The organism is Streptomyces virginiae (assembly GCF_040638905.1).
GTDB classification, from domain to species: domain Bacteria; phylum Actinomycetota; class Actinomycetes; order Streptomycetales; family Streptomycetaceae; genus Streptomyces; species Streptomyces virginiae_B.
Window position 1 is genome coordinate 63834 of sequence record NZ_JBEZYV010000023.1, and the last position, 12996, is coordinate 76829.

Consider the following 12996-nt stretch of genomic DNA (forward strand, 5'->3'; position numbering starts at 1 on the left):
CGCGGATCCTGACATCCATAACCAGGTTGTACAACCCGGTTATGGCGGGCGTGCGCTTCGGGTGTATAACCGGGTTGTGAACGCGGAAGACGGAGTACGGCACGGGCCCGGGGCCCTGACCGAGGAACAGGCGGCGCGGATGCTCGCCGGGATGAACGAGGTCATCCGCGCGGGTGAGGAGATGCGCAGGCTGCGCACCGAGATGATCAAACTGTTCGCCGGCTTCGGCTGGACGCAGGACAAGATCGCCCGCATCACGGACATGAGCCAACCCGCCGTGTCCAAGCAGATCACGCGGTTCGCGGCCGACGGACCGGCGCCGCACCTGGGACTCGCCCTCGACCAGCCCGACGCCGCATGGCTCGAAGGGCGCCTGTGGGCGCTGGCGGAGGAGGTCGCCGAGACCCTGGACGCCGCACGCTGTACGCGCTTCGTCGGCGCCCTCGCCAGGGGGCGGAAGCGGTTCACGCCGGAGAGCTCCGACGAGCTGCGGCGCCTCCTCGAAGAGGATCTCCGGCTGGGCGCCGCGGAGCTGCCCGCCGCCTTCCGGGCCGCGTACGACGAGATCAGCCGCGGCCTCGACGTCGGCCCGGAGCCGGCCGCCCCCGGGTCGGCCCCGGCGTCGGTACGCCGGGCCGTCGCCCGCCAGCTCCAGCGCGACCGCCTCAGGGGCGGCGCCTGAGAGCGCGCGACCGCCCCTCCCCCGCCCGGCCGACCCCGCCCGTCAGCCCTCCGCCAGGACCTCCCGGATCACGTGCCGGGCGTTGCGCGCCATCGCCGGATTCGTCGTCCGGTAATAGGGCAGGGCGATCACGGCCTGGGAGAGCGTCCGTCCGCGGCCGCGGATCCAGGTCGCGTCGTCCACGCCGAGCGCTTCGCGGAACACCCCTCGCGCAGCGGCGGGCAGCAGGTTCCACGCCGGGAACAGGTCGCACGCCGGGTCCCCCACCCCCGTGCAGCCGAAGTCGATGACCGAGGTCAGCCTGCCGCCGTCCACCAGGACGTTGCCCGGCATCAGGTCGCCGTGCAGCCACACCGGCGGCCCGCCCCACTCCGGGACCCGCAACGCGTCCTCCCATACGGCCGTCACGGCATCGCAGTCGACGCCCTCCTCCGGGACCAGCCGCAGCTCCCCGATCGCCGCCCGGGTCGACGCGTCCAGCGAGGCGACCGGCCCGCCGCGGTGGGCCAGGGGCGCCCCGGGCAGGGTGATGCTCCGCATCGCCGCGACGAAGGCGGCCAGATCCCGCGCCAGGTCCTGGGCGGCGGGCTCGCCCAGCGCCCCCGCCTCCGGGTTCTCCCCCGCCAGCCACCGGCAGACCGACCAGCGCCAGGGATACCCCTCCGCCGGCTCGCCGTCGCCCAGCACCTGCGGGACGGCCGTCGGCAGCCGGGGAGCGAGGCGGGGCAGCCAGTCCCGTTCCGTCACCACGTCCTCGGCCCCGCCCTCGTACAGCGGCAGCCGTACGACCATGTCCTCGCCGAGCCGGTACATGGCGTTGACCGTGCCGCCGGACGGGAACCTCTCCACCCTCAACCCCGCCCACTGCGGAAACTGCCCGGCGAGCAGCCGCCGTACGAGGTGTTCGTCGACCGGGTACTGCCCGGGGTGCATCTGTCCTGTGCTCACGACGGTCATCCGACCCGTCGGCAACGGCCGGGGTCAAACGGTTTCCCCGACCGATCACCGCCCGTCCCGACCCGTCCCGACCTGTCCCGACTCGTCCCGGCGGTCCCGGCGGGTCCCGACCGGTCCCTTCCGTGGCGCCGTTGCCCGGAAGGGGTCTTGATCGTTCGCTGGCGGACGGGCCGTCCGGGCCGTCGTCACCGGTTACCTCTACACGTGAGGCGAGTGGTCGGGATGCGAGTCGCGCGCAGAACCGTGCTCCAGGCGGCGTCGTCGGGCGCCGCTGCGGCACTGCTGGGGCGTTCCCCCGCGGACGCCCGCGCGGCCGCGCCCGACGGCCCCGGTCAGACTCCGCTTCACCCGTGCGACCAACGGCGCCGCGACGGCCACCGCGGGCGGGGACCGGGTCGTCGCCGAGGTCCGTGACCCGGACTCCGGCCCGCGTCTTCGGCGTCGCGGACCGGCTCGGCACGGTCGAACCGGGGCGGATCGCCGACCTCACCCTCGTCGACGGCGATCCCTTCGCCGACTTCGCGGACCTGGTCCGGGTGCGCGCGACCCTCCGCGGCGGGTTCCGGCACCAACGCCCCGTACTGGAGCGGGCCTTCACCGGCTACGGGACGCCGGCGGGCGCGGCGGCCGACGACTGGCGCGGGGTGCTGCACCAGATGCTCCGCGACGGCTGCTGCGGCGGCGCGGAGGGCGGGGTGTAGCGGGCCGCCCGGTCAGGGCCGGTCGTACCAGGAGAACGCCGCGATCCGCCAGCCCTCCGCGGTGCGTACGAACTGGATGGTCTTGGTGCCGCCGCCCTCGAACGGTTCGCCGTCCAGCACCCCCGACTTGCGGTACTCGCCGAACCTCGAGGCGATGTCGCCCGAGATGTCGGTGCGTTCGGAGGTCTCCCACTCGGAGAACTCCACCAGCCGGCCCCCGGCCGGCAGTTCCCGGCGCGGTTCGATGAACTCCTCGACGGTGTAGACCGTGAACCGCGGGCCGGTCATGACGATCACCGCGCCGGGCAGGGCGAGCCTGCGGATCCGGGCCACGTCGGCGGCCTTGCCGCCCCGGTTGTCGAACGAGCCGAAGAACTCGGCGGTCACCCCGTCGATCTCGGCCTTGGACATGGACGCGACACTATGTGGCCGGGTCGCCGTCCGCAATCGCCCGGGGAGCAGGTCTGGGCGGCGGCGCCGTCAGGGAGCGGCAACGGCCCGCAGGGTCGGCCGAAGCGCACCGGGATGCCGGTGCTGCCGACGGGCCGCCCACGTGCCGCCGGACGGTCAGGCCGCCAGTGCGCCCGGGCCGGCCGGGGTGGTCAGAGGGTGATCCAGTAGCGCCGCTTCGGTCCGATCAGGGTCTCGCGCACGTCCTCCAGCACGCCGCCGCCGCGCTCGATGGTGCGGACGGACCCTTCGTTGCCCGGGTCGCAGGTCAGCAGGACGCGGTCCATTCCCAGGACGCGCGCCTCGTGGAGGACCGCGGACAGGGCCCAGGTGGCGAGGCCCCGCCTGCGGGCCGAGGGCCGGATGCTGTAGCCGATGTGGCCGCCGGCGTCGAGGAGGAAGCCGTTGAGGTAGTGGCGCAGGTCTATGGCGCCCAGGTAGGTGTCGCCCTCGGCGATCCACCAGTACGTCGCGTGGACGCGGCCGTGGTCGACCGGCACCGAGCGGTCCGCGTACCCGCGCAGCTTCTGCGTCCAGGCGGCGAAGCCCTCGGGGCTGTCGACGTCGTCGTCGGAGCCGAGCCCCGCGCCGTCCATGTGGGCGTCGGGCCCCCATTCCTCCTGCGCGGCGGTCCAGGATCGGTGCAGGCGGGGGGTGGGGGCGATGAGCTCGGGCATACCTCGGACCCTAACAGTCGGATCATCCGACCCGGTCAGCCGCTTTTCGGCTCGGACGGCTTGTGACCGGGGTAGACGTTGCCGGGGGTCACAATGCTGGTGATCGCCTCGCCGAAGAGCGTGCTGGGTTCCTGGCCGTCGTGCAGGATGTCGGTGTTGAGGATGACGACCATGGTCGCCTGCGCCTGCGGGAGGTAGACGCCGAGGCTCTCGTAGCCCGGGAGCGACCCGTTGTGGCCGATCCAGCCCTGGACGTTGAAGAGGCCCAGGCCGTAGCCGGCGCCGGGGATGCCGACCGACGTGGTCTTCAGGCGCTGGGCCTGTGTCGCGGGCGTCAGCAGCGTGCCGGTGGCGAGGGTGCGCGCCCAGCTGCGCAGGTTCTGCAGGTCGGAGATCATCGCCCCGGCCGCCCAGGCCCAGGACGGGTCCCAGTCGGTCGCCACCTCGACCTTGCCGGTGGCGGTCTGGTCGGTGTAGCCCTGCGCGTGCGGCTGGGGGAACTCGGCGCCGGTCGGGAAGAAGGTGCGGCCCAGGCCCGCCGGTTCCACGACGTTCTTGTCGATGACCTCGGCGAGCGGCCGGCCGGTGATTTTCTCGATCACCAGGCCGAGCAGGACCAGGTTGGTGTTGGAGTACTGGAACTCCGCGTTCGGCGCGAACTGCACCGGGTGTTTGAAGGAGTAGTCGAGCAACTCCTGCGGGGTGAAACGGCGGTCGGGGTCGGTGGTGAACGCCTTGTCGAAGTCCGGGTCCTCGCTGTAGTTGAACAGCCCGCTGCGCATGCCGGCCAGTTCGCGCAGGGTGATGCGGTCGCCGTTCGGCACGCCGGAGATGTAGTCGCCGATCGGGTCGTCGAGGCCGGCCTTGCCCTGGTCGACCAGCTGGAGGAGGGCGGTGACCGTGAACGTCTTGGTCTGGCTGCCGATGCGCGTGTTGAAGTCGGTCCGCATGGGCGCGCCGGTCGCCTTGTCGGCGACGCCGAAGGCCTTCACGTAGCTTCCCTTGCCGGGTGCCCACAGCCCCACGATCACGCCCGGGACCTGGGCCTCGCGCATGACCTGTCGGACGGCGGCGTCGAGTTGGAGCGCGACGGCCGGGGTGAGCTGCTTGAACTCCCCGGCCGTGTCCGGGGAGGGGGTGGCGGTAACGGACGGTCCGGGAGTGGGGGCGCCGTACGCGGTGGCCGTGACGGCCCCGGTGAGGAGCAGGCCCGCCGCGGCGGTGGCCGCGCAGGCCCGGCGAAGCCGTGCGTGCGTCGTTTTCACCAATGCCTCCTTCGGTACGAGGACCAGGGCAAGGCATGCACGGTCAGCCTAGGCCCGTACCGGCGGGGCCGCGAGGCGAGCCGTCGCCCGGCGTCAGGGACCTGGCGCGGGCGATGACCAGGGCGACGTCGTCGTGGTCGTCGGGGCGGCGCAGGGAGTCCAGGAGCCGGTCGCAGGTCTCCTCCAGCGGGCGGCCGGTGTCGGCGAGCAGGTCCAGGAGGAGGTCGAGCCGTTCGTCGATGGGCTGGTCCCGGGTCTCCACCAAGCCGTCGGTGTAGAGCACCAGTTGGTCTCCCGGCGCCATGGCGACGGTGGTGGCCTCGAAGGGGATGCCGCCCACGCCCAGCGGTGCGCCGGTGGGCAGGTCGAGCAGCCGGGGTGCGTGGCCGGAGCGGATGAGCACGGGAGGGAGGTGGCCGGCGACGGCGATGCGGCACTGTGCCCGGTGCGGGTCGTGGACGACGTAGACGCAGGTGGCGATGGTCTCCTCGAGGGCGGCCGTGGTGCGGTCCAGTTGCTGGAGCACCTGGGGCGGGTCCAGGGCGAGTTCGGCGAGGGTGCGGGTCGCGGTGCGCAACTGTCCCATGCTGGCGGCGGCGTTGATGCCGCTGCCCATGACGTCCCCGATGACGAGGACGGTGGTGTCGTCCGGTCCGGCGATGGCGTCGAACCAGTCGCCGCCGATCTCGCTGCTGGCGGCGGCGGGCCGGTAGCGCGAGGCGACCTCCAGGCCGGGGGTGGTCGGCGGGTGGTGGGGCAGGAGGTGGTGCTGGAGCGCGAGGGCGGTGTGGTGGGCGTTGCGGTACCAGCGGGCGTTGTCGATGCACACGGCGGCCCGTGCGGCCAGTTCGCCGGCCAGCACGATGTCGTCGTCGTTGAAGGGCAGCGGGTTGCGGGTGCGTTTGAGGTCGAGGGCGCCGAGGACCTCGCCGCGCGCGATCAGCGGCACGGCCAGGTAGGAGCGCAGGCCCGCGCGGGTCAGCAGGGAGGCGGCGTTGCTGTCACGGGCGATCCGGGAGATGTCCCGGGCCTGGACGTGCGCGACGAGCACGGGATGGCCGGTCGTCACGGACTGGGTGACCAGCCGGTCCGCGGCGTAGCGGGCGATGTCCCCCGGCGGGTCGGCGGCGCGGACGGCCTCGCTCGGGTAGGCGGCCGCGACGGCGAGGGCGCGGAACACCGCGGGCTCGTGGGCCGAGGACCTCAGGGTGGGCCGGCCTTCCAGGACCGAGTCGAGGATGTCGACGGCGGCGATGTCCGCGAGCTCCGGCACGACGACGTCGGCGAGCTCGCGCGCGGTCTGGTCCAGGTCCAGGGTGGTGCCGATACGGACGGTGGCGTCAGCGATCAGGGCGAGGCGGCGGCGGCTGCGGGCGATCTCCAGGGCCGCCTGGTGACTCTGGGTGACGTCCACCACGGAGGTGGCCAGGCCCAGGACCCGGCCGGTGGCGTCCTCCAGCCGGTAGTAGGACACCGACCAGGCGTGTTCGGCGCGGTGCCCGCCGTGGGTGCGGCCGGCCGTGAACTGCTCCAGCAGCGGCGTGCCGGTGGCCAGGACCTGGCGCATCGCCGATTCGGCGGCCTCCGTGTCGTCGAGGAAGGACAGCGCCTCCCGAACCCCCCGGCCGATGTGCTCGGAGGCGGGCAGCCCGTTGATCCGCTCCAGCGTGGGGTTGACCAGGACGTAGCGCAGCTCGGTGTCCAGGACCGCGAGCCCGATCGGGGACTGGGCCACCAGGCGGGCGGACAGGGCGAGGTCCCGCTCCAGCTGCCGCAGCGTGGTGCGGTCGGTGGCGATGCCCAGGGCGTACAGGTCGCCGCGTTCGTCGAGCAGCCGCATGTTGCGGAACTCCACGAGGCGTGTGCTGCCGTCCTTGTGCCGCACCGGGAAGGCGCCCGCCCAGTCGCCGGCACCGCCCATGACCCGGGCGAACAGCTCCGACACCAGGCCCACGTGCTGGGGGGCGGCGAGCAGCCGGGCGGCGGGCTGGCCCAGGGCCTCGGCCGCCGTCCAGCCGAACAGCTGCTCGGCCTGCGGGCTCCACAGGGCTACCCGGCCTTCGGCGTCGAGGACGACGGCCGCGACGTTCAGGACGTCGAGCAGCCCGCTCGGCGGGGCGAGTCCGGCCGCGGCGGGCCGCCTCCCGTTGGCCCCCGACCCGTCGATCGCACCCATCGGCGATGCTCCCTTCCGGCACCGTCGGCCCGGCGGCCACCCGCCCCGGGCCGCTCCTCCCCCGTTCGGGGTGGTCCGGGCCGGTCCAGGGCGCACGGTTACCTCTCATCGTGCCCCCGAAAGCGCCGGGAAGCGTCCCGAGCGGCCGTGACCGGGCCCCGCCACGACCGCGTAGGCTCGGCGGATGGCGAAATACTTCGACGTGCACCCCGAGAACCCCCAGCGGCGCACCATCGACAACGTGGTCGACATGATCCGCTCCGGCAAGCTCGTCGCGTACCCGACCGACTCCTGCTTCGCGCTGGGATGCCAGTTGGGCAACCGGGACGGCATCAACAGGATCCGGTCGATCCGCAACCTCGACGACCGCCACCACTTCACCCTGGTGTGCCAGAACTTCGCCCAGCTGGGGCAGTTCGTGCAGATCGACAACAACGTGTTCCGCGCCATCAAGGCGGCCACGCCCGGCAGCTACACGTTCATCCTCCCGGCGACCTCGGAGGTGCCGCGCCAGCTGCTGCACCCGAAGAAGAAGACCGTGGGCGTCCGGATCCCCGACCACGTGGTCACCCAGGCCCTGCTCGCGGAGCTGGGCGAGCCGCTGCTGTCCAGCACGCTTCTGCTGCCGGACGAGGCGGAGCCGATGACGCAGGGCTGGGAGATCAAGGAGCGGCTCGACCACGAGGTGGACGCCGTACTGGACTCGGGTGACTGCGGCACCGAGCCCACCACGGTGATCGACTTCTCGGGTGGTGACGTGGAGATCGTGCGCCGGGGGGCCGGAGACACCTCACGGTTCGAGTAGGCCGCTCACGGGTCGCAGGTCACGGGTCGGTGCTCACGGGTCGCTCCTCACGTCCGCGTAGCGGCCCAGGTACCGGAAGGCGCCCGCCTCGGCCCGGTAGAGGTGGCCGAGGGCGTCTCCGGTCAGGGCGCGCGTCCCGGTGTCGAAGGCGACCGCCTTGGCGAGGCCCTGGTACGTCGTGCGGAAGATCCGGCGGGAAAGACCCGCCCGGTCCCGGCCCTCCCCCTCCAGCCCGGCCAGGGCGGTGGCCAGCAGCCCCACCGCGTCGTACGCCTCGGTGGCCCACCGGGCGGGCGGTTCGCCGTACGCGCTCCGGTGGGCCGCGACGAACTCGGCGGCCGGGGGCGTGGCCAGGGGGTCGGTGTACAGGGCGCTGAAAACCCAGCCCTCGGCCGCCTGGCCGGCCGAGGTGAGGAAGGCCGGTTCCATGGCCTGCTGGAGGCCCACGCGCGGGCCCCGGAAGCCGGCGTCGGTCAGCGCGCGGGCCAGCTCGGCCGCGCGCTGGGGTGAGGTACCGGCGTACACGACCGCCTCGGCGCGGGCCTCGGTCAGCGCGCGTACGGTGCCCGCGAAGTCGGAGCCCCCCTCGGGGGCGCGGTGGACGCTCACCGTGCCCTGCGCCGGGGGGCTCTGCTGGAGCACCCTGGTGACCTGCCACGCCGTCGATCCGTCGGCCGCGTCCTCCACGACCGCCGTGCGGCGCGAGATCCGCACCTGGGACAGGTAGTGCAGGACCGGCAGGCCGAGGCCCTCGTCGGACGGGCGGGTGGCGCACGCCGTGCGCCACAGCGTCTGGGTGTTCTCCGGACTGTTCACCGACACCAGCACCAGGGCGAGGTCCGCGGCGAGGCAGGCCCCGGCCAGCTCCGGTACGGCCGCGTCCCAGGTGGGGCCGACGAGGGCGAGCACGGCCGGGTCGGCGACCAGCTCCTTGGCGGCCGGGGCGGCGCGCTGCATGTCGCCGCCGTCGTCGGCGACCCGCAGGGCCAGCCGGAAGGGGGCGTCGGCCCGGGCGTTGTGCCGGTCCGCGGCCAGCCGCATGCCCCGCTCGTGTGCCCGGCCGGTCGCCCGGCCGGGTCCGGTCAGGTCGGCCTGCAGGCCGAGGGTGAGGACGGGGACGGGGAGGTCCCGGTCGGCGTCGGCGGGCGGTGCGCCGCGGCCGCCCGGCCCCCGGGCGGTGAACCAGGCGATCGGCGCGGCGGCGGCGACCAGGGCTCCGCCGGCCGCGAGCAGGCGCCTGCGGGTGAACTGCCGGGCGGGCGCCGGGGCGTCGATCCGGGTGGGTTCGGGCGCGGGCAGGTCCAGGGCCCGGGTGGAGCGTTCGGCGATGATCCGGGGCAGCGGGGCGGGCAGCCAGTCCGCGGCCGCCGCTGAGCCCGCACCGCCCGGGTCGGGTCCGAGGAGTGCGGTGAGCTCGCCGAGCGTCGGCCGGTCCGCCGGCTCCTTCAGCAGGCAGCCGCCGACGGCCTCCCGCAACTCCTCCGGCAGCGAGCCGAGGTGCGGCTCCTCGTGGACGGTGCGGAAGACCACCGCGGCCGCGTGCCCGCCGCCGAACGGGCCGGTCCCGGTCGCCGCGTACGCGAGCACGCAGCCGAGGGAGAACACGTCGCCGGCCGGTCCCGCGACCGGACCGCCCGCGCGGGCCAGCTCGGGGGCCAGGTAGCCCGGGGTGCCGACGACGGCGTCCACGGCCGTGAGCGTGGTCGCGCCGGCCACCCGCGCGATCCCGAAGTCGATCAGGCGGGGCCCGTCGGGGGCCAGTAGGACGTTGCCCGGCTTGACGTCGCGGTGGATCAGCCCGGCCGTGTGCACCTCGGCCAGGGCCTCGGCGAGGCGCGTGCCGAGGATCCGCACGGTCCGGACGGGCAGCGGCCCGTACCCGCCCACCGCCTCGGCCAGCGAGGGGCCGGGGACGAACGGGGTGGCCAGCCACGGTTCGCGGGCCTCGGGGTCGGCGGCGATCACCGGCACGACCCAGCGCCCGGTCAGCCCGCCGGCGGCCTGCGCCTCACGGCGGAACCGGGCCCGGAAGGCGGGGTCCGCGGCGTGGTCGGCGCGGATCACCTTGACGGCGACGAGGACGCCCTCGGGGGAACGGCCCAGGTAGACGGTGCCCATGCCGCCCGAGCCGAGGCGGCCCAGCAGCCGGTTCCCGCCGATCGCGGCCGGATCGGCGGGCAGGAGGGGGCGCATCGGCCGCTATCCCGCAGGGGGTTCGGCGGCCGGGCCCACGTAGCGGATCCGGCCGCCTTCCACCCGGTGGAGGAAGTAGGTGTTGCCCTTCACCGTCCGGTCCTCGCCGAAGGCGTACTCCTTGGTCAGGCCGCGGAAGGTGCCCTGCGCCAGGGAGGTCAGCAGTTCGGCGCGGGCCGGGCGGCTCCCGCCGCGGGCCGCCGTGACGAGCCGGTCGATGACCAGGCCGGCCGCGTCGTAGGCCTCCGCCGTCCACACGTCGGGCGCCGTGCCGTAGGCGGCCTTGTGCGCGCGGGCCAACTCGGCCGTCTCGGGGGCTTCGGGGCCGGTGTACGGGGCGACGAACTGCCAGCCCTCGGCGGCCGGGCCCGCCGCGGCGAGGAACTCCGGGCCCATGCTGGCGTAGTCGGCGGCCCGGTGCCCCCGGTACCCGGTGGCCGCCAGCAGGGTGGCGGTCCTGGCCGCGCCCTGCGGGGTGCCGGAGTAGAAGAAGGCGTCGACGCCGTGCGCGAGCATGTCGGTGACGACCGGGGAGAGGTCCTGGGTACCGCGCGGGACGACCCGCGGGTAGACGGTGGCTCCGGGAACGTAGCCGGCGATGGTGCGGCTGGCGTGCAGGATCGCCTGCCAGCCTTCTCCGTCACCGTCCCGGTCGCACAGGACGCCCAGCCTGCTCACCCCCTGCTGGCGGGCCAGCGCCGTGTTGAGGGCCGAGCCCTGGATGAAGGAGATGGGGCTGACCTGGAAGAAGCTGCGCCGGTCGGCGACGCTGAAGGCGCTCGCCAGGGCCGAGACCGTGAGCAGGGGCAGGGCCGCCTCCCCGTACAGCTCCAGGCAGGGCGTGACCGTGGCGTTGCCGGTCGGGCCGATCACGGCGAGCACGTCCGCGTTCGAGATCAGGCTGGTGGCGGCGGCCGGGGCGCGGTCCGCCGCGCCCGCGTCGTCGGCGGTGGCGACGGTGAGCGTGAAGGGTTTGTCCTTGCGGGAGTTGAAGGCGTCGACGGCGAGACGCACCCCGCGCTCCTGTGCGAGTCCGGCGGCCTTCTGCGGGCCGGAGAGGTCGGCCTGTACGCCGATCACCCACGGCCGGGGAGCGGCCGCCGGTGTGCCTTCGGGGTCGTCGTCCTCGTGCAGGGCCAGCCAGGTGGCGGTGCCCCCGCCGATCGCGAGTACGGCGCCGGCGGCGAAGCCGAGGAAACGCCTGCGGGACGGCGCCGGGCCGGTGCTGCCGGGTGCCGGGGCGGCCTTCGGGTCGGCGGCGGTCTCCTCGATGCCGGGCAGGGCGAGCAGGGCGGCGGCCCGTTCGGCGATGGTGGCGACGACCGGGTCGGGCAGCCAGTCGGTGCCCTCGCCCGGGGTGTCCTCGGTGAGGGCCTCGTCGAGCCCGGCCGCGGTGGGGCGGACGTCGGGGTGCTTGGCGAGGCAGGTCCGCAGCAGGCCGGTCAGTTCGGGGTCGGCGAGGAGTTCCGGGCCGAGGTCGGGCTCGTCGTGGACGGTGCGGTAGAGCACGGCCTCCGCGGTGCCGGCGTCGAAGGGCAGCCGGCCGGTGGCGGCGTACGCGAGGAGGCAGCCGAGGGAGAAGATGTCGCCGGACGGTTCGGCGGGGCGGCCCTCGGCCTGCTCGGGCGGGATGAAGCCGGGTGTGCCGAGTACGGCGTCGGCGGAGGTCAGAGCGGTGTGCTCACCGCCGCGGGCGATGCCGAAGTCGATGAGCCGGGGCCGGTCCATGCCGAGGAGTACGTTGCCGGGTTTGACGTCGCGGTGGACGAGGCCCTGCGCGTGCATTACCTGAAGGGCTTTGGCCAAGGCCTTGCCGAGGATCCGTACGGCGCGCAGCGGGAGCGGCCCGTGGGCGGAGACGGCCTCGGCCAGGGAGGGTCCCGCGACGAAGGCGGTGGCCAGCCACGGTTCGCGGGCGTCGGGGTCGGCGCCGGTGATCCGTACGGCCCACGGGGTGTCGACCTCGGCGGCGATCTCGGCCTCGCGGCGGAAGCGGGCCCGGAAGTCGGCCTCTTCGGCGTATTCAGCACGGATGACCTTGACGGCGGCGAGCGCACCGTCGTCGGTGCGGCCGAGGTAGACGACGCCCATGCCGCCGGCGCCGAGCCGTCCGAGGAGGCGGTGGCCGCCGATCCGGGACGGGTCCGAGGGGTGCAGCTGCTCCATCAGCCGGCCGCCTTTCCGAGGGCCTGCTTGGCCTGCGCGATCATGCGGCTGTTGCCCTGCACGACGAGCTGGGTGAGGGTCTCCTGCTTGAAGCCCTCGGCGCCCTTGCCGGCGATGGCCACGGTGACGGGGCCGAACTGCGCCTGGTACCAGAAGTAGCGCTGGGGTTCGCCCCCCTGTGCGCTGACGTACGTGCCGAACTCGCTGAAGGCGTCCTCGCTCCAGTTGTTCATCTGTTCGCCCTGGTGGTTCGCGGTGCCCAGCAGCCCCTTGATGTCCTCGCCCTCGCGCAGCTTCTGGTCGGGGCAGCGCACGACCTCCTCCATGGCGCGGGCGGTCTCCCAGCCCGATTCCGCGCGGTTGTGGTGGACGGTCACCGTGGCGTTGATCTGAACGCGGCCGTGGCCGCTCCCGGCCGGGATCTGGAAGTAGCGGGTGTTGGTGGCGAGTACGTCCCGCGGCAGGTCGGCGGTCTGCCACACGCACTGCTCGTCGAGGACGGGCCAACGGTCCGGCCGGCTCTCGAACGGGGTGCGGCGCACGACGTCCGGGCCGAAGGCGTCCTCGGTGATGACGATCCGGTCGAGCAGCGCGCGTGCCTCGGCGGCCGTCTTCGGCTGCTTGGACTCGTCCAGCTCCGGTACGAGGGAGAGGGGCGAGGCCCCTGGTGAGGGCTGGGCGGTGGACGGCGGCGGTGCGGGTGAGGTGGGTGATGCCGGTGACGCGGCCGGGGCGCGGCTCGTCGCCCCGCCTCCGGCCGTTCCGTCGGCCGTGCACCCGGCCATGACCATGAAGAACAAGCCTGTCGCCGCGCAGCCGCAGGCGCGCAGCGCGACATCACGTCGTGTCACGTTTCCCCCCACGGCACGGATCGTACCCCGCCGTGGGCGTGCGCAACTGTCTTATGCACAAGCGTTGTTGGCG

The 12996-nt window shown here is 74.1% G+C and carries 11 protein-coding genes; 3 read left to right on the plus strand and 8 right to left on the minus strand.

Annotated features, from left to right (window positions below; translation table 11 throughout):
* Nucleotides 1-76: 76 nt before the first annotated feature.
* The gene (locus tag AB0F82_RS26605) at nt 77-682 is read left to right on the plus strand and encodes a helix-turn-helix domain-containing protein (protein ID WP_356814524.1); all 606 of its coding nucleotides are present in this window, start codon (nt 77-79) and stop codon (nt 680-682) included.
* 42 nt (nt 683-724) lie between these two features.
* On the opposite strand, the gene AB0F82_RS26610 is transcribed toward AB0F82_RS26605, so the two are convergent.
* Nucleotides 725-1615, minus strand: a complete 891-nt coding sequence (locus AB0F82_RS26610; protein WP_390074702.1) for an aminoglycoside phosphotransferase family protein — start codon at nt 1613-1615, stop codon at nt 725-727.
* A 434-nt stretch (nt 1616-2049) separates the two neighbouring features.
* Between AB0F82_RS26610 and AB0F82_RS26615 the strand changes: the two genes are divergently transcribed.
* Complete coding sequence (locus tag AB0F82_RS26615) at nt 2050-2340, plus strand: amidohydrolase family protein (protein WP_362631892.1); 291 nt, start codon at nt 2050-2052, stop codon at nt 2338-2340.
* 12 nt (nt 2341-2352) lie between these two features.
* On the opposite strand, the gene AB0F82_RS26620 is transcribed toward AB0F82_RS26615, so the two are convergent.
* The 4 genes from AB0F82_RS26620 to AB0F82_RS26635 all read right to left on the minus strand — a co-directional run bounded on the left by AB0F82_RS26620 (nt 2353) and on the right by AB0F82_RS26635 (nt 6908).
* Nucleotides 2353-2751, minus strand: a complete 399-nt coding sequence (locus tag AB0F82_RS26620; RefSeq protein WP_362631894.1) for a DUF4440 domain-containing protein — start codon at nt 2749-2751, stop codon at nt 2353-2355.
* 191 nt (nt 2752-2942) lie between these two features.
* Nucleotides 2943-3467 (minus strand): GNAT family N-acetyltransferase, encoded by a 525-nt coding sequence (locus AB0F82_RS26625; RefSeq protein ID WP_362631896.1) that lies wholly within the window; start codon nt 3465-3467, stop codon nt 2943-2945.
* Nucleotides 3468-3502: 35 nt separating this feature from the next.
* Nucleotides 3503-4732: a serine hydrolase domain-containing protein gene (locus AB0F82_RS26630; RefSeq protein ID WP_362631898.1), complete on the minus strand. Its 1230-nt coding sequence runs from the start codon at nt 4730-4732 to the stop codon at nt 3503-3505.
* Between the two features lie 43 nt (nt 4733-4775).
* The gene (locus tag AB0F82_RS26635) at nt 4776-6908 is read right to left on the minus strand and encodes a SpoIIE family protein phosphatase (protein ID WP_356814530.1); all 2133 of its coding nucleotides are present in this window, start codon (nt 6906-6908) and stop codon (nt 4776-4778) included.
* A 184-nt stretch (nt 6909-7092) separates the two neighbouring features.
* On the opposite strand from AB0F82_RS26635, the gene AB0F82_RS26640 reads away from it, so the two are divergent.
* Nucleotides 7093-7713 (plus strand): L-threonylcarbamoyladenylate synthase, encoded by a 621-nt coding sequence (locus tag AB0F82_RS26640; protein ID WP_030819830.1) that lies wholly within the window; start codon nt 7093-7095, stop codon nt 7711-7713.
* A gap of 33 nt (nt 7714-7746) precedes the next feature.
* Here the strand turns inward: AB0F82_RS26640 and AB0F82_RS26645 are convergent, their stop codons facing one another.
* From AB0F82_RS26645 to AB0F82_RS26655, 3 genes are read right to left on the minus strand one after another with little or no spacing between them, the layout of a single operon-like run.
* Nucleotides 7747-9906 (minus strand): bifunctional serine/threonine-protein kinase/ABC transporter substrate-binding protein, encoded by a 2160-nt coding sequence (locus AB0F82_RS26645; protein WP_362631901.1) that lies wholly within the window; start codon nt 9904-9906, stop codon nt 7747-7749.
* 6 nt (nt 9907-9912) lie between these two features.
* Nucleotides 9913-12072: a bifunctional serine/threonine-protein kinase/ABC transporter substrate-binding protein gene (locus tag AB0F82_RS26650; RefSeq protein ID WP_362631903.1), complete on the minus strand. Its 2160-nt coding sequence runs from the start codon at nt 12070-12072 to the stop codon at nt 9913-9915.
* Nucleotides 12072-12923, minus strand: coding sequence for a hypothetical protein (locus tag AB0F82_RS26655; protein ID WP_362631905.1), 852 nt, complete (start codon nt 12921-12923; stop codon nt 12072-12074). Before AB0F82_RS26655 ends, AB0F82_RS26650 begins: the two co-directional genes overlap by 1 nt.
* Nucleotides 12924-12996 lie beyond the last annotated feature (73 nt).

Bases quoted from the DNA above. Each gene is read 5' to 3' on its own strand.
- AB0F82_RS26635 (WP_356814530.1), bottom strand. From the start codon at position 6,908: ATGGGTGCGATCGACGGGTCGGGGGCCAACGGGAGGCGGCCCGCCGCG.
- AB0F82_RS26610 (WP_390074702.1), bottom strand. From the start codon at position 1,615: ATGCACCCCGGGCAGTACCCGGTCGACGAACACCTCGTACGGCGGCTG.
- AB0F82_RS26625 (WP_362631896.1), bottom strand. From the start codon at position 3,467: ATGCCCGAGCTCATCGCCCCCACCCCCCGCCTGCACCGATCCTGGACC.
- AB0F82_RS26620 (WP_362631894.1), bottom strand. From the start codon at position 2,751: ATGTCCAAGGCCGAGATCGACGGGGTGACCGCCGAGTTCTTCGGCTCG.
- AB0F82_RS26645 (WP_362631901.1), bottom strand. From the start codon at position 9,906: ATGCGCCCCCTCCTGCCCGCCGATCCGGCCGCGATCGGCGGGAACCGG.
- AB0F82_RS26640 (WP_030819830.1), top strand. From the start codon at position 7,093: ATGGCGAAATACTTCGACGTGCACCCCGAGAACCCCCAGCGGCGCACC.
- AB0F82_RS26650 (WP_362631903.1), bottom strand. From the start codon at position 12,072: ATGGAGCAGCTGCACCCCTCGGACCCGTCCCGGATCGGCGGCCACCGC.